Source organism: Cupriavidus sp. FW216-B1 (assembly GCF_058789195.1).
This window is the reverse complement of sequence record NZ_JBYTEL010000013.1, coordinates 1-18685: the sequence shown is the minus strand read 5'-3', so window position 1 is coordinate 18685 and position 18685 is coordinate 1. Positions and strand designations below refer to the sequence as shown.

Genomic DNA, 18685 nt, shown 5'->3' with positions numbered 1-18685 from the left:
TGCGTGGGAGAGGGGAGCAAACCGAGGGCAGGCCCAAAAGGCCGCGCCTACTCCGCCTGCCCCCGCTCGCGCAGCAGGTCCGACAGGCTGCGCGGCGCCGGCGTCAGCGGCGCGCGGTGCCTGGTCCAGCCCAGTTGCCGCGACGGCGCGAACGCGCGCAGCCGCGTCGCGGCCCAGCGGAACACGCGGTACGTGAACGGATGCGCGAACGCGCCGCTCCAGAAGCGCCACACCAGGTGCTCGCTGCGGCTGAACTTCGCGCCCTGGCCGCGCAGCGGGTGCGCGACCTGCTCGGCGGGATCGCGGTTGGCCTCGGTGCGCAGGCGGATCAGCAGCTGCGGGATCGGGATGCGCACCGGGCACACCTCGCCGCACGCGCCGCACAGGCTCGACGCGGTGGCCAGGTCGGCGGTGGCTTCGAGCCCCAGCAGGTGCGGCGAGATGATCTTGCCGATCGGCCCCGGGTAGGTGGTGCCGTAGGCATGGCCGCCGATGCGCGTGTACACCGGGCAGTGGTTCATGCACGCGCCGCAGCGGATGCATTGCAGGGTGGCGCGCAGCTGCTCGTCGGCGTAGGCCTGGCTGCGGCCGTTGTCGAGCAGCACGAGGTGGACCTCGCGCGGGCCGTCGCGCTCGCCGCGGCCGGCGTTGCGCGGGCCGGAGATCAGGTTGAAGTAGGTGGTGATGGCCTGGCCGGTGGCCGAGCGCGTCAGCAGGCTGGCCAGCGGCACGATGTGCTCGAGCTTGGCCACCACCTTCTCCATGCCCATGATGGCGATGTGCACGTCCGGCACGGTGGTGGACAGGCGCCCGTTGCCCTCGTTCTCCACCAGCCACAGCGTGCCGGTGTCGGCGGCGGCGAAGTTCACGCCGGACAGGCCGATGTCGGCCTCGACGAAGGCCTGGCGCAGCGCACGGCGGCCGGTCTGGATCAGCTCGTCCACGTCCTCGGTGTAGGGCGTGTCGGGGATGTGCTGCTCGAACAGCGCGGCGATGTCGCCGCGCGTCTTGTGGATGGCCGGCATCACGATGTGCGAGGGCTTCTCGCCGGCGAGCTGCACGATGTACTCGCCCATGTCGGACTCGATGCAGTCGATGCCGCGCTCGGCCAGGTAGTGGTTGAGCTCGATTTCCTCGCTGGCCATCGACTTGCCCTTGATCACGCGGCGCGCGCGGTGCGCCTGCGCGATGCCGTGGACGATGGCGTTGGCCTGCTCCGCGGTCTCGGCCCAGTGCACCTGCACGCCGGCCGCGGTGAGCTTGTCTTCCAGCTGCGCCAGCAGGTCCGGCAGGCGCGAGAGCGCATGCTGGCGGATCGCCTCGCCGAGGTCGCGCAACTGTTCGAGCTCGTCGCCGTCGGGGAACTGCACGGCGCGCTTGGCTTGCAGGAAATCCATCGCGCCGCGGAAGCTGCTGCGCAGCTTGGGGTCGTCCAGCGCGGCGCGCGCGCGCGCCTTGAAGTCGGCCGCGGGGACGAAGTGCAGCGGGGCGGCGGCGGGTGCGCCGGAGGTGGCGTGTGTGCTCATCGTGCGTCTGCGCCGGCGGCGCGCGTCACGATGACCACCCACAGCGCGCGCGGGCCGTGCGCGCCGTAGGCCAGCGTCTGCTGGATGTCGGAGGTCTTGGACGGGCCGGACACCAGCACCAGGTTGGTCGGCATGCCGTCGCGCCAGCGCTCGGCGCGCGCGGCGGCGTGCAGGTCCGCGTGCAGGGTGTCGGCGTACACCAGCGCCACGTGCAGCGGCGGCACCAGCGAGACCGTGCGCGGCGTGCGCGCGTCCGGCGCCAGGATCAGCGTGCCGGTGGCGGCGATGCCGGAGCGGGCCACGGTGAAGCCGGCGTCCACGGTGTCGAACAGTTCGGCCTTCCAGTCCTCGATGGGGCGGTCGTAGGCGAGCGCGGCCACGCCGGCGGGCAGCGCCTGCGCCAGCGCCGCGCCTTCCGCGCCGGCCGGGTCCAGCAGCAGGCGGCGCACGCCGGCGGCGGCGAGCCTGTGGGCCAGTTGCGCCGGCCAGGCGTCGCCGCTCGCGCACCAGACCTGCGTGTGCGCGGCGTCCAGCGCGGCCTGCATGGCCTGCGCCAGGCCGGCCGGCGTGGCCGGCGCGCGGCGGTTGTCGAAATGCGCGTCGATGCGCGCGTCCAGCGCGTCGACGGTGACGGCGGCGGCGGCCGGCGCGGCGGCGCGCAGGCGGCCCAGCATGCGCTCGCGTGCGGAGAGTGCGCTCATGCCGGCTCTCCGTTGCCGCCGGTGCGCCGCCACAGGAAGCTGGCCAGGTGCTCCACCGGCAGCGGCGCGCCCTGGTGCCGCGCGGCGTGGCCGATGTTGAGCAGGCAGCCGCAGTCGGCGGAGACCAGCCGGTCGCAGCCGGTGGCGCAGGCCGAGGCGATCTTGTCCTGCACCATCGCGCCGGAGATGTCCGGATGCTTGAGCGAGAAGGTGCCGCCGAAGCCGCAGCATTCGGATTCGCGCGCGTGCTCGGCGCGCGTCACGCCGGGCAGCGCGTCGACCAGGGCCACGCCGTGCTGGCGCGTGCCCATTTCGCGGCGCGCCGCGCACGAGGTGTGCAGCACCACGGTTTCGTCGGGCTGGGCGGACACGGTGGCGTCGAAGCGCACCTTCAGCACGTGCAGCAGGAATTCGCTCAGCTCGTAGACGCGCTCGGCCAGCGCGCGCGCCTTGGGGCCGGCCACCGGGTCGTCGGCGAACAGCAGCGGCCAGTGGTGGCGCATCATGCCGGCGCACGAGCCGGAAGGCACGACGACCGGCCACGGCTCGGCGAACAGGTCCAGCTGCGCCAGCGCCACCTTGCGCGCCTGCTCCGGGTTGCCGCTGCTGTAGGCCGGCTGGCCGCAGCAGCTTTGCCCGCGCGGGAAATGCACGGTCAGGCCTTCGCGCTCGAGCAGGCGCACCGCGTCCAGGCCGGCTTGCGGCACGAACAGGTCAACCAGGCAGGTGGCGAACAGGTAGGCCTGCGCCGGGGCGGCGGCGGCGGGGGGGTAGCGCCTTGGATTCATGTCTCGCTCCGTGGGGGGCGGTCGCCTGGCCATCAGGTCCGCCACTGTTTGGCGCATAATTCCGCGAGACGCGCCGCAGTTCAAATTGGTTGGACCAGCGGCGGGCGGGATGACACGGGGACGAGGATGGCGGGGGGCATGCAGGCGCGCGGGCGCGTGGAACAGGTCATGCGGAAAATGGAGACGGCGCTGCTCGACGGCACCTGGCCGGCCGGCACCCGGCTGCCCGCCGAACGGCTGCTCGCCGCGCAATACGGCGTGGCCCGCAACACCATCCGCGAGGCCATCCAGCGCCTCGGCGCGCGCGGCCTGCTGCAGAGCCGCCGCGGCGCCGGCGTGTTCGTCACCGAGCAGCTGCGCGCGGGCATCGCCTCGCCGTGGCGGCAACTGGTGGCCGACCACCCGGTGCTGCGCGACGACATCCTGGAGTTCCGCCGCGTGCTCGAAGGCGCCACCGCCTACTTCGCCGCGCTGCGCGCCGATCCGGCCGACCTCAAGCGCATCCGCGCGCTGCTGCGCGCGCTGGAGACCTCGCGCGAGCGGGACGACAAGGCCGCCGAGGCCGAGGCCGACGCGAAGCTGCACGAAGCCATCGCCCAGGCCTCGCACAACACCATGTTCCTGCACCTGCACACCAGCGTGATCGGCATGCTGCGCGAACACATCACCATCAACGGCACCGGCCTGCGCGTGCAGGACGAGGGCGCCTCGGCGCTATTGCTGCTGCAGCACCGCACGCTGTGCGAAGCCATCCTCGCGCGCCGCCCGGAGGAGGCGCGCACGGCCATGCAGACGCATATCGATTTCGTGCGCAGCCGGGTGGAGGTGGAAGCGGAAGCGGAAGGCGGGCCGGCGGGGCCTTGACCGGCGCCGGCGGCCGGATTGGTCCGACCTGGCGCGCGCCGGCCTCAGATCAGTTCTTTCGCCGCCAGTTCGCGCTTGAGATAGGCATAGAAGATCGGCCCGGCGATCACGCCGGCGATGCCGTAGACCGACTCCATCAGCAGCATCACCGTCAGCAGCTCCCACGCGGCGGCGTTGATGCGCGCGCCGATGATGCGCGCGTTGAGGAAGTATTCGAGCTTGTGGATCACCACCAGGTAGACCAGCGAGGCGACCGCGATCGGCAGCGAGATCGACAGCGACGCCACCACGATGCCCGCGTTCGAGATCAGGTTGCCCAGCACCGGCAGCAGCCCCACCAGGAAGGTCAGCGCCACCAGCGTCTTGGTCAGCGGCAGGTGCACGCCGCACAGCGGCAGCACCACCAGCAGGTAGATCGCGGTCAGCACGGTGTTGATCAGCGAGATCTTGATCTGGGCGAAGATGAACTGCGCGAAGGCCCGCTGCAGGTTGCGCGCGCGTTCCACCAGCGCGGCGGCTAGCGGCCTGCGGTTGGGCTTGGCGATGGCGCGGTACAGCGCCACCATCGCGCCGATCACCAGGCCGATCAGGATATGCGCCAGCGTGCGCAGCACCTCCGCGCCGAACTTCTGCGCCATCTGCGCGTGCTCGCGCAGCCACGCGATCAGCGCGTTGGCCAGCTCGTCCACGCCGCGCGGCAGCGCGTCGCTGACCCAGCCCGGCAACTGCGCGCGCGATTTGTCGATGATGTCGGCGGAGCGGATCAGCAGCGTGTCCAGCCGGTTGCCGTCGCCGCCGACGAAGCGGATCAGCGCCCAGCCGCCGAGCGTCAGCACCAGCAGCGTGATGGCGGACAGCAGCGCCACCGCCAGCGCGTCATGTTTCTGGTGCAGGCCGGCGAGCCTCGGCGCCAGCACGTCCACCAGCGAATACAGCAGCAGCCCGGCCAGCAGCGCCGCGACCAGGTTGGCCTGCATCACCACCCACAGGGCCAGGGCGGTGAGGACGTAGGCGGCCAGGCCGACGTTGAACCACGCTGCCTCCGGCAAGCGGGGCAGGCGTGGCGGATCGGGTTGATTCATCGAGACTCCTGCATGGACGGCCGCCCCACGCTGGCGGCCGGCATCTGTGGATAGTACGGCGCTCGATTGTCGGTCCCGCAGGCGGCTAAGGCAAGCGCGCCCGTGCGCGCAAAGGCGGGCGCGGCGGCGGGCCGGGCAATTTCCGGGGCAGCGGCGCGGCGGGAAGATGCAGGAGGAGGTGGGAAGAGGGCAGGAAGCGGGCAGGAAGCGGCGGGGGAAGGGCGCCGGGGAGCGGCCGGCGGGCGCGGGCCTAGTTCGCGCCGCCGCGCAGCGCCGCCGAAGGCAGCTCGCCGAACATGCGGCGGTAGTCCTGGGCGAACTGCGAGAGATGGTGGAAGCCCCAGGCCGCGGCCACGTCGGAGACGGTGCGCTGTCCGGCGCCGGCGCGCAGGTCGCGGCGCACGCCGTTCAGGCGCAGCGCGCGCAGGTAGGCCGCCGGCGACATGCCGGCCACGTCCTCGAAGCAGTATTGCAGCGCGCGGCGGCTCAGGTGGAAGTGCCGGCACAGGTCGGGCACGGCGATGGGGTCCGCGGCGTGGGCCAGCAGGTAGTCGCGGATGCGCTGCACGGTGCGCTGGCGGTTGATGTGCGTGATGGTGGGGCGCGCGGCGCTGTCGTTCGCGGCCATCAGCAGGGTGACGAGGCTGCCCAGCAGGCGCTCCTGCAGGTCGCCGCAGGCCTGGGCGGCCTCGCTGGCGTCGGCGGTGGCGATGCCGTTCGGCGGGGCGGGGCGCGCGGCCTCGGACAGGATCTCCAGCAGCGCGCGGCACAGCCGGGCGCGCGCCCACGGCTGCACCGACAGCACCGCGCGCTGGCCCAGCACGCTGGCGGGGTCGCGGTGTTCCACCTCGTCCATGTAGCGCGCCAGTTCCTCGGCCCGCACCACGATGCCGAAGATGCCGAAATCCTCGGGCGTGCGCAACTCGAATTCCGTGCCGCCGGGCCGCACCGCGATGTCGGTATGCGCGATGGCGGTGCCGCCCACGGTGGCCGGCGCCTGCGCGGAGGGCAGCGGCACACCGAACCAGATCGCATCGGGCCAGGCCATGCAGGACTGGCGCAGGCTGCGGTTGGTGCGCTCGACGAACACCTGCGCATGCGGCAGCCACAGTTCGCGCACCTCGCCGGCGAAGGCGCCCGGCGAAAGCTGGTCGTAGGTCTGGTTCCAGCGCGACAGGTTGGCGGCGTGCTCGTCGGCGTCGCGCGCGGCGGTGACGCGGAAGGTGGCGAGGGCTGCGGGCGGGATGTCGCGGGTGGTGTTCATGGCGAAGATTTGGGTACGCAGGGCGATCCTGCGCGTTGCAAGTTCCATTCCACCGGGGGTGCCGCGCCTGCCGGCCGCCGCATGCCACATCCGCGATGGTGCCGATTCGCAATGGTGCCGATTTTCGATAACGCTGCCCGCGCGCTTTTGGCGATGATGCCGGAAACGCCGCGGCCGGGGCAACGATCCGCCGCCGGCACACCGTCCGGAGAAACCCTAGCCATGTCCAGCCAGCCCCCGCATCCGCCGTCCCCGGCCAGCCCCCCGCACCCGGCCGGCGGCGGCACGCTCACCCGGACGCTCGGCACCGTGCAGCTGTGGGGCATCGCCGTGGGGCTGGTGATCTCGGGCGAATACTTCGGCTGGAGCTTCGGCTGGGCCAGCGCCGGCACGCTGGGCTTCATGGTCACGGCGCTGGCGGTGGCCACCATGTATGCCACCTTCATCTTCAGCTTCACCGAGCTGACCACCAGCATCCCGCACGCGGGCGGGCCGTTCGCCTATGCCTACCGCGCGTTCGGCCCCGGCGCCGGCTACCTCGCCGGGCTGGCCACGCTGATCGAGTTCGTGTTCGCGCCGCCGGCCATCGCGCTGGCCATCGGCGCCTACCTCAATGTGCAGTTCCCGGGGCTCGATCCCAAGCATGCCGCGGTCGGCGCCTATATTGTGTTCATGGGCCTCAACATCATCGGCGTGCGCATTGCCGCCACCTTCGAGCTGGTGGTGACGCTGTTCGCCATCTTCGAGCTGCTGGTCTTCATGGGCGTGGTGGCGCCGGGCTTCTCGGTGGCCAATTTCGCCCGCGGCGGCTGGGCCGGGCAGGACGGCTTCTCGCTGGCGGCGGTGCCCGGCATGTTCGCCGCGATCCCGTTCGCGATCTGGTTCTTCCTCGCCATCGAGGGCGTGGCGATGGCGGCCGAAGAGGCGCGCGACCCGCGCCGCTCGATCCCGATCGCCTACACCACCGGCATCCTCACGCTGCTGGCGCTGGCCGTGGGCGTGATGGTGTTCGCCGGCGGCGCCGGCGACTGGACCCGGCTGGCCAACATCAACGACCCGCTGCCGCAGGCCATGAAGATGATCGTGGGCGAGCACTCGGGCTGGCTGCACATGCTGGTGTGGCTGGGCCTGTTCGGGCTGGTGGCGTCGTTCCACGGCATCATCCTGGGCTACTCGCGGCAGATCTTCGCGCTGGCGCGCGCCGGCTTCCTGCCGGGCTGGCTGGCGCGCGTGCATCCGCGCTTCGCCACGCCGCACCGCGCCGTGCTGGCTGGCGGCGTGGTGGGCATCCTCGCCATCTACAGCGACGGCCTGATCGTCATCGGCGGCCAGCCGCTGACCGCCAACATCGTCACCATGTCGGTGTTCGGCGCGCTGACCATGTACCTGTTCAGCATGGCCAGCCTGTTCCGCCTGCGCCGCAGCGCACCGGACATGGCGCGGCCCTGGCGCACGCCGTGCTATCCGGTCTTCCCGCTCGTCGCGCTGGCCGGCGCGCTGGTCTCGCTCGGCGCGATGGTCTGGTTCAACCCGCTGATCGCGCTGCTGTATGCCGGCGTGCTGGCCGTGGGCTACGCGCACTACCACTGGCGCGCGCGCCACCAGGTGGCGCACGGCGACCTCGCCGGCGGCGCGCCCGCGCAGGTGCCCGCCGCCGACTGAGATACCGTCATGGCCTTCACCCACACCGTCGGCGCGCGCCGCCACCTGTTCGCCGACCTCAAGACGCTGCTGGCCAAGGCTAGCCCGGCGCGCTCGGGCGACTACCTGGCCGGCGTGGCCGCCGCCAGCGAGGAGGAGCGCATGGCCGCGCGCATGGCGCTGGCCGAGGTGCCGCTCGCGCATTTCCTGCGCGAAGCGCTGGTGCCGTATGAGGACGACGAGGTCACGCGCCTGATCCTCGACCGGCACGACCGCGAGGCCTTCCGCGAGATCGCCGCGCTGACCGTGGGCGACTTCCGCAACTGGCTGCTGCTGCACGAGACCGACAGCGCTACCCTGGCGCGCGTGGCGCCCGGCATCACGCCAGAGATGGCGGCGGCGGCGAGCAAGCTCATGCGCAACCAGGACCTGGTGGCGGTGGCGCGCAAGTGCCGCGTGGTCACGCGCTTTCGCAACACCATCGGCCTGCCCGGCCGGCTCTCGGTGCGGCTGCAGCCCAACCACCCGACCGACGATCCCAAGGGCATCGCCGCCTCGATGATCGACGGCCTGCTGTACGGCTGCGGCGACGCCACCATCGGCATCAACCCGGCCACCGACAACCTCGGCGCCATCGTCACGCTGCTGCGCCTGATCGACGACCTGCGCTGCCGCTACGACGTGCCCACGCAGTCGTGCGTGCTGACCCACGTCACCAACACCGTGCGCGCCATCGAGCAGGGCGCGCCGGTGGACCTGGTGTTCCAGTCGGTGGCTGGCAGCGAGCGCGCCAACGCCGGCTTCGGCATCGGCCTGGCGCTGCTGGCCGAGGCGCACGACGCCGCGCAGAGCCTGGCGCGCGGCACCGTGGGCAACAACGTGATGTATTTCGAGACCGGGCAGGGCAGCGCGCTGTCCGCCAACGCGCACCACGGCGTGGACCAGCAGACGATGGAGGCGCGCGCCTACGCGGTGGCGCGCGAGTTCTCGCCGCTGCTGGTCAACACCGTGGTGGGCTTCATCGGCCCCGAGTACCTGTACGACGGCAAGCAGATCATCCGCGCCGGGCTGGAAGACCATTTCTGCGGCAAGCTGCTGGGCGTGCCGATGGGCTGCGACGTCTGCTACACCAACCACGCCGAGGCCGACCAGGACGACATGGACACGCTGCTGACGCTGTTCGGCGTGGCCGGCATCAACTTCATCATGGGCGTGCCCGGCGCCGACGACATCATGCTGAACTACCAGAGCACCTCGTTCCACGACGCGCTCTACCTGCGCGACACGCTCGGCCTGCGGCCCGCGCCGGAGTTCGAGGACTGGCTGCGGCGCATGGGCATCCTCGGCGACGACGGCCGCCTGCTGGAGCCGGGCGAGCGGCAGCCGCTGCTGCAGCTGGCGCACGGACTGTGAGCCGCCCGCCATGTCCCGCAAGCTGACCCAGCCCAATCCGTGGCAGCGCCTGCGCCAGTTCACCGCGGCGCGCATCGCGCTGGGCCGCGCCGGCAACAGCCAGACCACCGAGACCGTGCTCGCCTTCGGCCTGGCCCACGCGCAGGCGCGCGACGCCGTGCACCTGCCGCTGGCGCGCGCCGACATCGAGCAGGCGCTGGCCGCGGCCGGCTTCGCCAGCGTGCCCGTGCACAGCGCCGCGGCGGACCGCCAGCACTACCTGCGCCGGCCCGACCTGGGCCGCCGCCTCGACGACGACAGCCGCGCGCGGCTGGCGCAGGCGCGCCCCGCCGAGGCGCCCGACGTGGTGTTCGTGATCGCCGACGGCCTCTCCGCGCTGGCCGCCGGGCGCCACGGCGTGCCGCTGCTGCTGGCCGCGCGCGCGCGCCTGCCGGGCTGGTCCATCGGTCCGGTGGTGGTGGCCGAGCAGGCGCGCGTGGCGCTCGGCGACGAGGCCGGCCACCTGCTCGGCGCGCGCCAGGTGGTGATGCTGATCGGCGAGCGGCCGGGGCTGAGCTCGCCGGACAGCCTCGGCATCTATCTCACCCACGCGCCGCGCCCGGGCCGCAGCGACGCCGAGCGCAACTGCATCTCCAACGTGCGCCCCGAAGGGCTGCCCTACGCGCAGGCGGCGGACAAGCTCGCCTTCCTGCTGCGCGGCGCGCTGGCGCTCGGGCGCAGCGGCGTGGACCTGAAGGACGACAGCGGCGAGGTTGCGCTGCCGCCCTCTCCGCCAGACATCGCGCCAGACATCGCGCCGGACGCCTTGCCCGCATCCGAGTGAACCCCCGCCCGACCAAGCCGCCGGCTCCGGCCGGCCGGCTTCGTGACGCCTTTTTTCCCGCTGCACCCACGACAACGAAAACGAGGAAATCGCCATGAAGCAAAAGCAAAAGAGCCTGCTGATCGCAACCCTGCTGGCCGCCGCGCTCGCCGCGGGCGGCTGCGCCACGCAAGACCCGCGCGCCGGCGCCTCCGCCGCGCAGAGCGCGGTGCAGCCGCTGGCGCAAGGCAGGTGGGACGCCTTCAACCGCGCCCGCATCGACGCGCTGATCGCCGCCCACGGCAAGGGCAGTCCCGGCTACGACGCGCGCAAGCCGCCCTACGCGGTGTTCGACTGGGACAACACCAGCATCTTCCTCGACATCGAGGAAGCGGTGCTGGTGTACCAGTTGCAGAACCTGCGCTTCGGCGCCACGCCGCAGCAGCTCGACACCGCCATCCGCCTGAACATCCCGCACAAGGCCTTCAACGCGCCGTTCAACAATGCGGCCGGCCAGCCGGTGGACATCGACAAGGTGGCGCCCGACATCATCGAGAGCTACACCTGGCTGTACCGGAACTACAGCGGCCTGAAGGGCAGCCAGTCGCTCGAGCAGGTCAAGGCCAGCCCGCACTACCAGAACTTCGTCGCCAAGATGCGCTACCTGTACGAAGCCATCGGCGACAGCTTCGACCACGCCGTGGCCTATCCGTGGGTGACCTACCACTTCGCCGGCATGACCGAGGCGCAGGTGCGCAACCTGACCGCCGACACCGTGGCCTGGCAGCTCGGGCAGCCGATCGAGAAGGTCAGGTGGACCAGCCCCGCCGCGCTGCCCGGCCGCGCCGGCGTGGTCTCGGTGAGCTGGAAGAACGGCCTGCGGCTGGTGCCCGAGATGCAGGACCTCTACGCCCGCATGCGCGCGGCCGGCTTCGACGTCTGGGTGTGCTCGGCCTCGTTCGTCGACGTGGTCAAGGAGATTTCGTCCAATCCCGCCTACGGCTACAACAATCCCGCCGACCGCGTGCTGGCGATGGAGCTCGAGCGCGACGCGCAAGGCGTGATCCAGCCCGAGTTCCGCCGCGGCTACGCGCAGACGCAGGGCAAGGGCAAGACGCAGACCATCGAGCGCTTCCTGGTGTCGCGCTACGGCTACGGCCCGGTCTTCGTCGCCGGCGACAGCGAGGGCGACCAGAACATGATGCAGGACTTCGCCGACACCCGCGCCGTGCTGATCGTCAACCGCCTGCGCGCCAGCGACATCGGCAAGCTCTCCGGCGTGGCGGTGCAGACCTACGGCAAGGCGGATGCGAAGTACCTGCTGCAAGGCCGCGACGACAACGCCGGCGTGTTCGTGGCGTCGCAGGCGCATACGCCGCTGGGGGCGAAGGAAGGGAAGTTGCTGAAGTAGCGTTCCCCGACTTCGGCAGCGTGCTTCGTTCTCCACACGGGCCGCGCGAATTCGCGGCCCGCTTTTCTCTTATACCGTTTATCGGTAAGCGATATATAATTCCGCCATGATCCAGTCGTTCAAATGCGCAGACACGGCGGCGCTGTTCACCGGCCGGCGGGTACCCAGGTTCGCGAACATCAAGGCAGCGGCGGAACGCAAGCTGGAGATGCTGGCCGCTGCCACTTCGCTCGACTTCCTGCGCTCGCCGCCCGGCAACCGGCTCGAAATGCTGGGCGGGCGCCGCAAGGGGCAGCACAGCATCCGCATCAACGATCAGTGGCGCGTCTGTTTTGTCTGGACGCCCGATGGCCCGGAGGCCGTCGAGATCGTGGACTATCACTGAAAGGAAATCATCATGGCCCGCTTCCAGAACGGCATGCGTCCGGTCCATCCGGGCGAGATCTTGCGCGAGGAGTTTCTCGTCCCGTTCGGCATGAGCGCCAACGCACTCGCCGTGGCGCTGCACGTCACCCCGGCGCGCATCAACGATATCGTGCGCGAGCGCCGCGGCATCACCCCCGACACTGCCCTGCGGCTGGCACAGTACTTCGGCGGCGATGCGGAATCCTGGCTCAATCTGCAGCAGTCCTATGACCTGAAGATCGCCCGGCGCGAACATGGCGGGGAGATCACGAGCGAGATTGCGCCACGCGATCTCGAACCGGTCTGACTGCGTGCCTGTCCCGCTTTCACCCCAGATCGAACACCCGCCCCGGACTCAGAATATGGTTCGGGTCCAGCGCTCGCTTCAGCAGCCGCATCAGCGCCAGTTCCTCGGGCGAGCGCGAGCAGTGCAGGTAGGGCTTCTTGTGGAAGCCGACGCCGTGCTCGGCCGAGATGCTGCCCTGGAAATCCCGCACCACGCCGTAGGCCAGGTCGGTGATGTCGTGCTCGGGGAAGTCCGCGGCGTCCACGCCGGGCAGGCGCACGCCGAAGTGCAGGTTGCTGTCGCCGACGTGGCCGAAGTGCATCATCTCGGCGCCGGGCCACGCGGCCAGCACGCGCGCGCGCAGCGTCTCGGCGAACTCGCCGATGCGCCCGATCGGCACGCTGACGTCGAAGCCCACGCTGGGCGTCCACATGGTCGGGAACTCGGCCACCGCGTCGCGCAGCAGCCAGAAGCTCGCGGCTTCCTTGTGGCTGGCGGCGACCGCCGCGTCCTGGATCAGGTCCGCTTCCAGCGCCGACTCCAGCATGGCCTCGAAGACCGGCGCGTCCTGCGCGCTGTCATTGCCCTGCAGGTCGAGCAGCACGTAGAACGGATGGCCGGCGGCAGCGGCGCGCGCACGCCGGCCACGCGCGTGGTGACGAGCGCGTAGAAATCGGCCCACATCACTTCGAACGCGCTGAGGCGGCCCGAGAGCGCGCGCTGGGCATGGCGCAGCAGACGCACCACGTCCTCGTAGCCCGCGAGCGCGCACAGCGCGGTCTGGGTGGCGGCCGGCAGCGGCGCGAGGCGCAGCACCGCGCGCGTGATCACGCCGAGCGTGCCTTCGCTGCCGATGAAAAGCTGGCGCACGTCGTAGCCGGCATTGTTCTTCTGCATCTTGTTGAGCGAGGACACCACGGTGCCGTCGGCCAGCACCGCCTCCAGCCCCAGCACCTGGTCGCGCATCATGCCGTAGCGGATCACGCGGTTGCCGCCGGCGTTGGTGGCGATGTTGCCGCCGATCTGGCAACTGCCGCGCGCGCCGAGGTCCACCGCCAGCAGCCAGCCGGCTTCGCGCGCGGCGTCCTGCGCGGCCTGCAGCGTGGTGCCGGCCAGCACGGTCATGGTGCCGGCCTGCGCGTCGATCTCCTCCACGCCGCGCATGCGCTCGAGCGACAGCACCACCTCGCCGCCCTGCGGCGTGGCCGCGCCGGCCAGCCCGGTGAGCCCGCCCTGCGGCACCACCGGCTGGCCCAGGCGGTTGCACAGCGCCAGCACGGCGGCGACTTCGGCGGTGCCGCGCGGGCGCGCCACGGCCAGCGGCGGCGCGCCCAGCGGCGCGTACCAGTCCTTGCGGAAGCGCGTCTCGATGGCGTCGCCGGCCTGCAGGCCGGGGCCGTCCAGCAGGGCTGCCAGCGCCCCGAGGATGGCGCCGGGCGCCTTGCGTGCGGGATCGGAGTCGGTCATGTCGGCCTGATGGCGATGCGAAAGCCGCAATACTAGGCCACGGCCGCAAGCAGCGGGAAGGGCCAATCGCCGCCCCCGGCATGGCGCCACGGCCGCACGCGGGCCGCGCTACGCCCCGCTCCACGCCTCCTGGTTGATCGCCGCGGCGGCCGCGCGGCGCGGCGCCTGCGTGCGCGCGAGGTGTTCCAGCGCGGGCTCGATCACCTCGGCGAGCTTGTGGAAGGCCGGCGCGATCTGGTCGTCCGGCACGCAGGCGTAGCCCAGCAGCAGGCCCTGGCTGGCGGCCCGGGCCGGGTCGGCGAAGTAGCGCGACAGCGGCCGCGTGGTCAGGCCCTGCGTGCGCGCCGCCATGCTGATGCCGAGGTCGTCGGCGCCGGGCGGCAGGTGCAGCACCATGTGCAGGCCGGCCTCGTGCGTGGAGGTCGGCCAGTCCGCGCCCAGGCGCGCGGCGATGGCTTCGCGCAACAGGCCCTGGCGCTGCGCGTAGCGCTGGCGCACGCGGCGGATGTGGGTGGCGTAGTGGCCTTCCTCGATGAAGTCGGCCAGCACCGCCTGCTGCATCAGCTGGCCCTCGCGGAACAGCTCCGACAGCCCCGTGGCGAAATGCGGCGCGAGCGGCTTGGGCAGCACCATGAAGCCCATGCGCAGCCCCGGGAACAGCGTCTTGGAGAAGGTGCCCATGTAGATCACGCGGTCGTGCTCGTCCAGGCCCTGCAGCGAGGCCAGCGGCCGGCCCTCGAAGCGGAATTCGCTGTCGTAGTCGTCCTCCACGATCCACGCGCCGCGCTGGCGCGCGTATTCGAGCAGCATGCGCCGGCGCGACAGGCTCATCACCATGCCGAGCGGATACTGGTGCGACGGCGTGGCGAAGATGAAGCGCGGCGGGTTCTGCAGCGTGACCGCGTCGGGCGCGATGCCCTCGCCGTCCACCGGGATCGGGATGGTCTCGATGCCCGCGCTGTTGAGCAGGCTGCGCGTGCCCCAGTAGCCGGGGTCTTCCATCCACGCCTTGTCGCCGGGGTCGCCGAGCAGCCGCGCGATCAGGTCGATGGCCTGGTGGATGCCGGTGGTCAGGATGATCTGCTCGGGCTCGCAGCGCACCGAGCGCACCAGCCGCAGGTGCTCGGCCAGCACCCGGCGCAGCGGCATGTAGCCGCCGTTGTGCGCATACGTCAGCAGTTCGGGTTTGGGCGCGCGCCAGTGCTTGTTGAGCAGGCGTGCCCAGACAGCGTGCGGAAACAGCGAAACGTCGGGCACGCCCGCGACGAACGCGCCCCATTGCCGGTCCGATGCACCGGAATGCGACACCAGGTGCTGGCCGCGCCGCGACAGCGTGAAGCGGTTCGGGTTTTGCTGCGCTGCGGGCACAGTCATGGTGCCACTTTGCGCCCTAACGTTGTGCAATGCACTATGGTCGGGAAAACTCTGCGACACGAAGGTGCCACTTCCGCTCGATGCGGTGACGTAACCCTCCGCCAGGAGCTGTTCGTAGGCATACAGCACGGTGTTGCGCGAGACCCCGACCTCCTTCGCCAGGAGCCGCGACGCGGGCAGCTTGCTACCCGCAACCAAAGACCCAGCAAGGATTTCCTGCCGAATGATCTCGTAGAGCTGGCGGTTCATATGCGCGCCGTTCTTGTCTTCCGCACCATCGGCGGGCCTTTCCAGACGCTGCAGCAGCAGCTCCGACAAAATGGTCTCTTTCAAAGTGGCACCGGCTAAAAAGCGAAACATGGACCTACCGATGGTACCAATGATCGGCTAACTTTCGATACATCTTGTTGGGTTCGTCGTTTTTTTGAACGACGTCTTGCCGATTCGGCTGATTCGATCCCCCTCCGGAAGCGCCCCCCTCGCGCATGCCGGGCCAGTCAGTGGAGCCACCATGCAACGTCCCGCCGGCAGTGCCGCGATTGCCGCCACGCCAGATCTTCCCGCGCTCACAACCGATGCCATCGCCGCCGCCGTGCGCGCGCTCGAGCCGTACATGGTGCGCACGCTGTCGGATTTCGTGGCGGCGCCCAGCCCGTCGGGCCAGGAGCAGCCCGCCGTGGCCTTCATGGAAGGCGCGCTGCGCGAGCTCGGCCTGGCGTCCGAGCACATCTACCTGCGCAGCGAAGCGCTCAAGGACCTGCCGCTGTTCTCGCCGCCGTGCTGCCCCGACGGCGGCCGCTACAACCTGCTGGCCACGCACCGGCCCGCGGCGAAGGGCGGGCGCTCGGTGCTGTTCAACGGCCACCTCGACGTGGTGCCGACCGGCCCCGAGTCGATGTGGCGCCAGTCGCCGTATGCGCCGTTCGTCGAGGACGGCTGGCTGTTCGGCCGCGGCGCGGGCGACATGAAGGCCGGCATCGTCTGCACGCTGGCCGCGTTCAAGGCGCTCAAGGACCTCGGCGTGCAGCCCGCCGGCGCGGTCGGCTTCAACTCCGTGCTCGAGGAGGAGAACACCGGCAACGGCGCGCTGGCCACGGTGGCCGCGCTGCGCAGCGCGGTCGGCGCGGGCAAGCTGGCCTCGTTCGACACCGTGGTGATTCCCGAGCCGTTCGGCGAAACCCTGATGAGCGCGCAGATGGGCGTGTTCTGGATGTTCGTCGATCTCACCGGCCACCCGGCGCATGCCGCCTACATGTCCAGCGGCGTGAACCCGGTCGAGGCCGCCATCGAGGTGATCGCCGACCTGCGCCGCCTCGAGGCCGAGTGGAACCTGCCGCAGAACCGGCCCGCCGCGTACCGCGACCACGCGCACCCGGTCAATTTCAACATCGGCCAGATCCAGGGCGGCGAGTGGAATTCCTCGGTGCCGTGCACCTGCACGCTGGGCGTGCGCATCGGCTTCTTCCCGGACATGGACGTCAACGACGCCAAGGCGCGCGTGGCGGACTGCGTGCGCGCCACGCTCGCGCGCCTGGCCAGCAACCTGCAGCTCGGCATCCGCTACGAGGGTTTCCACGCGCCGGGCTGCGAGTTCGACCTGGAGGTGGCCAGCATGCAGACGCTCGCGGCCGCGCACCGGAAAACCACCGGCGAGCCCGTGCGGCACGAAGCCTCCACCGCCACCACCGACGCGCGCCATTTCCGCATGATGCTGGACACGCCCGTGACCTGCTACGGGCCGGTGGCGCGCAACATCCACGGCATCGACGAGTCGGTCTCCATCGAGAGCATGGTGCGCGTGGCCACCACGCTCGCGCAGTTCATGCACGACTGGTGCGGCGTCGAGCCCGCCGCCGCCTGAGCCACCACGCAGTCACCGCAGCCGCAGCAATCGTCTTTCGTACCTTCCGTATCCGCAGAGCACGATCACTACCACAGGAAACTGACCGATGAAATCCTTCACCCAACACCTGAAAAAGAGCTTTGGCAAAAGCCTGGTGTCGATGGCGCTGGCCAGCGCCGGCCTGGCCCTGGCGCCGGTGCTGCTGCCCGCGGGCAGCGCCGCCGCGCAGACCGTGGGCGGCACCTTGTCCGGCATCGTCCAGCCCGAGCCGCCGATCCTGGTGAGCGCGATGAACTCGCAGGCGCCCACGCAGTACATCGCCGGCAAGATCTACCAGGGCCTGCTGACCTACGGCCCGGACCTCAAGCCGCGCCCCGAGCTGGCCAAGTCGTGGAAGATCTCGCCGGACGGCCTGACCTACACCTTCGAGCTGCAGCAGGGCGTGAAGTGGCATGACGGCAAGCCGTTCACCTCGGCCGACGTGGTGTTCTCGATCGACAAGATGCTGCGCGAGGTGCACGTGCGCACGCGCGCCGTGATCAACAAGTACATGGACTCGATCCGCGCGGTCAACGACAGCACCGTGGAGATCAAGCTCAAGGAGCCGTTCCCGCCGTTCATCTCGATGTTCGAGACCGGCACCATGCCGATGATGCCCAAGCACATCTACGACGGCACCGACTACCGCAACAACCCGGCCAACCAGAAGCCCATCGGCACCGGCCCCTTCATGTTCAAGGAATGGAAGAAGGGCGCCTACATCAAGCTGGCCAAGAACCCCAACTACTGGAAGAAGGGCAAGCCCTACCTGGACGAGCTGGTGTTCTACGTGATCCCGGACTCGGCCTCGCGCGCGGTGGCCTTCGAGAAGGGCGACGTGCAGGTGCTGCGCGGCGGCGACGTCGACAACGTGGACGTCAAGCGCCTGCGCGCGCTGCCCAACGTGGAATACACCACCAAGGGCTGGGAGATGTTCGCGCCGATGTCCACGATGCTGATGAACGAGCGCAAGCCGCCGTTCAACAACATCAAGGTGCGCCAGGCGGTGATGCACGCGCTCAACCGCAAGCTGATCGTCGACAACATCTTCTTCGGCATGGGCAAGCCGGCGGTGAGCCCGTTCTCCTCGAGCACGCTGTTCTTCGACAAGAACATGCCGGCCTATGACTTCAACCTGAAGAAGGCGCGCGACCTCATCAAGGAGTCCGGCGTCAACGTCGGCCAGTACCCGGTCAAGATCCTGTCGACCTCCTACGGCGCCAACTGGGACCGCCTCGACGAGTACGCCAAGCAGATGCTCGAGCAGCTCGGCTTCAAGGTCAGCATCGAGTCGGCCGATGCCGGCACGTGGTCCAGCCGCGTGAGCAACTGGGACTTCGACCTGACCGTCACCTACACCTACCAGTACGGCGATCCGGCGCTGGGCGTGGAGCGGCTCTACGTGACCAAGAACATCGTCAAGGGCACGCCGTTCGCCAACGTGCAGGGCTACAGCAACCCGCAGGCCGATGCGCTGTGGGCCCAGGCCGGCGTCGCGCTGGACGCGGGCGAGCGCCAGAAGCTGTACAGCGAGGTGCAGAAGATCCTGGTGACGGAAGTGGCCGCCGGCAACCTGTTCGAGCTGGAGTTCCCCACGCTGTACCGCAAGAACGTCAAGAACCTCGTGACCACCGCGATCGGGCTGAACGAGTCGTTCGACAACGTTTCCATCGAGAAGAACTGAGTCGTGCGTGACGGGCGCGGGGGGGGGGGGGGGGGGGGGGGGGGGGGGGGGGGGGGGGGGGGAGGGGGGGGGGGGGGGGGGGGGGGGGGGGGGGG

15 protein-coding genes and 1 pseudogene are annotated in these 18685 nt (G+C 70.6%); 9 read left to right on the top strand and 7 right to left on the bottom strand.

The features are described from left to right. Positions 1-47: 47 nt before the first annotated feature. The 3 genes from AC3WXD_RS23630 to AC3WXD_RS23620 are packed head-to-tail and all read right to left on the bottom strand — an operon-like array spanning position 48 to position 3015. Positions 48-1526, bottom strand: coding sequence for a LutB/LldF family L-lactate oxidation iron-sulfur protein (locus AC3WXD_RS23630; protein ID WP_020202417.1), 1479 nt, complete (start codon positions 1524-1526; stop codon positions 48-50). Beyond that, the gene (locus tag AC3WXD_RS23625) at positions 1523-2227 is read right to left on the bottom strand and encodes a LutC/YkgG family protein (protein WP_492324817.1); all 705 of its coding nucleotides are present in this window, start codon (positions 2225-2227) and stop codon (positions 1523-1525) included. The genes AC3WXD_RS23630 and AC3WXD_RS23625 overlap by 4 nt, the downstream gene beginning before the upstream one ends. After that, positions 2224-3015 carry a (Fe-S)-binding protein gene (locus AC3WXD_RS23620; RefSeq protein WP_059412069.1) on the bottom strand — a complete coding sequence of 264 codons (792 nt, stop codon included), beginning with the start codon at positions 3013-3015 and terminating at the stop codon, positions 2224-2226. Before AC3WXD_RS23620 ends, AC3WXD_RS23625 begins: the two co-directional genes overlap by 4 nt. Positions 3016-3183: 168 nt before the next feature. On the opposite strand from AC3WXD_RS23620, the gene AC3WXD_RS23615 reads away from it, so the two are divergent. Beyond that, on the top strand, positions 3184-3879 hold the full coding sequence (locus tag AC3WXD_RS23615; RefSeq protein WP_029043472.1) for a FadR/GntR family transcriptional regulator: 696 nt from the start codon (positions 3184-3186) through the stop codon (positions 3877-3879). A gap of 44 nt (positions 3880-3923) precedes the next feature. Here AC3WXD_RS23615 and AC3WXD_RS23610 read toward each other — a convergent pair whose 3' ends face one another. Beyond that, positions 3924-4961: an AI-2E family transporter gene (locus tag AC3WXD_RS23610; RefSeq protein ID WP_029043473.1), complete on the bottom strand. Its 1038-nt coding sequence runs from the start codon at positions 4959-4961 to the stop codon at positions 3924-3926. A gap of 250 nt (positions 4962-5211) precedes the next feature. After that, positions 5212-6225: a helix-turn-helix domain-containing protein gene (locus tag AC3WXD_RS23605; RefSeq protein WP_492324816.1), complete on the bottom strand. Its 1014-nt coding sequence runs from the start codon at positions 6223-6225 to the stop codon at positions 5212-5214. 222 nt (positions 6226-6447) lie between these two features. Between AC3WXD_RS23605 and eat the strand changes: the two genes are divergently transcribed. The 6 genes from eat (at position 6448) to AC3WXD_RS23575 (ending at position 12204) form a co-directional block, all read left to right on the top strand. Next, entirely contained in the window at positions 6448-7887 is a 1440-nt protein-coding gene (gene eat / locus AC3WXD_RS23600) for an ethanolamine permease (RefSeq protein ID WP_020202423.1), read from the top strand. A 9-nt stretch (positions 7888-7896) separates the two neighbouring features. Continuing rightward, positions 7897-9279 (top strand): ethanolamine ammonia-lyase subunit EutB, encoded by a 1383-nt coding sequence (locus tag AC3WXD_RS23595; protein ID WP_454732550.1) that lies wholly within the window; start codon positions 7897-7899, stop codon positions 9277-9279. A 10-nt stretch (positions 9280-9289) separates the two neighbouring features. Then, positions 9290-10102, top strand: coding sequence for an ethanolamine ammonia-lyase subunit EutC (gene eutC, locus AC3WXD_RS23590; protein WP_492324815.1), 813 nt, complete (start codon positions 9290-9292; stop codon positions 10100-10102). Between the two features lie 94 nt (positions 10103-10196). Next, on the top strand, positions 10197-11492 hold the full coding sequence (locus AC3WXD_RS23585; RefSeq protein WP_492324814.1) for a haloacid dehalogenase-like hydrolase: 1296 nt from the start codon (positions 10197-10199) through the stop codon (positions 11490-11492). Between the two features lie 106 nt (positions 11493-11598). Next, positions 11599-11877 carry a type II toxin-antitoxin system RelE/ParE family toxin gene (locus tag AC3WXD_RS23580; protein WP_492324813.1) on the top strand — a complete coding sequence of 93 codons (279 nt, stop codon included), beginning with the start codon at positions 11599-11601 and terminating at the stop codon, positions 11875-11877. Between the two features lie 12 nt (positions 11878-11889). Continuing rightward, entirely contained in the window at positions 11890-12204 is a 315-nt protein-coding gene (locus tag AC3WXD_RS23575) for a HigA family addiction module antitoxin (protein ID WP_059412076.1), read from the top strand. Between the two features lie 19 nt (positions 12205-12223). On the opposite strand, the pseudogene AC3WXD_RS23570 reads toward AC3WXD_RS23575, so the two are convergent. Together AC3WXD_RS23570 and pdxR are read right to left on the bottom strand one after the other, a co-directional pair. Next, positions 12224-13650, bottom strand: a pseudogene (locus AC3WXD_RS23570) (FAD-binding oxidoreductase). 108 nt (positions 13651-13758) lie between these two features. Further along, positions 13759-15357, bottom strand: a complete 1599-nt coding sequence (gene pdxR, locus AC3WXD_RS23565) for a MocR-like pyridoxine biosynthesis transcription factor PdxR (protein WP_492324812.1) — start codon at positions 15355-15357, stop codon at positions 13759-13761. Between the two features lie 178 nt (positions 15358-15535). Between pdxR and AC3WXD_RS23560 the strand changes: the two genes are divergently transcribed. Together AC3WXD_RS23560 and AC3WXD_RS23555 are read left to right on the top strand one after the other, a co-directional pair. Continuing rightward, positions 15536-16885 (top strand): ArgE/DapE family deacylase, encoded by a 1350-nt coding sequence (locus tag AC3WXD_RS23560; protein WP_020202430.1) that lies wholly within the window; start codon positions 15536-15538, stop codon positions 16883-16885. Positions 16886-16973: 88 nt separating this feature from the next. Further along, on the top strand, positions 16974-18590 hold the full coding sequence (locus tag AC3WXD_RS23555; protein WP_020202431.1) for an ABC transporter substrate-binding protein: 1617 nt from the start codon (positions 16974-16976) through the stop codon (positions 18588-18590). The last annotated feature ends 95 nt before the right edge of the window (positions 18591-18685 follow it).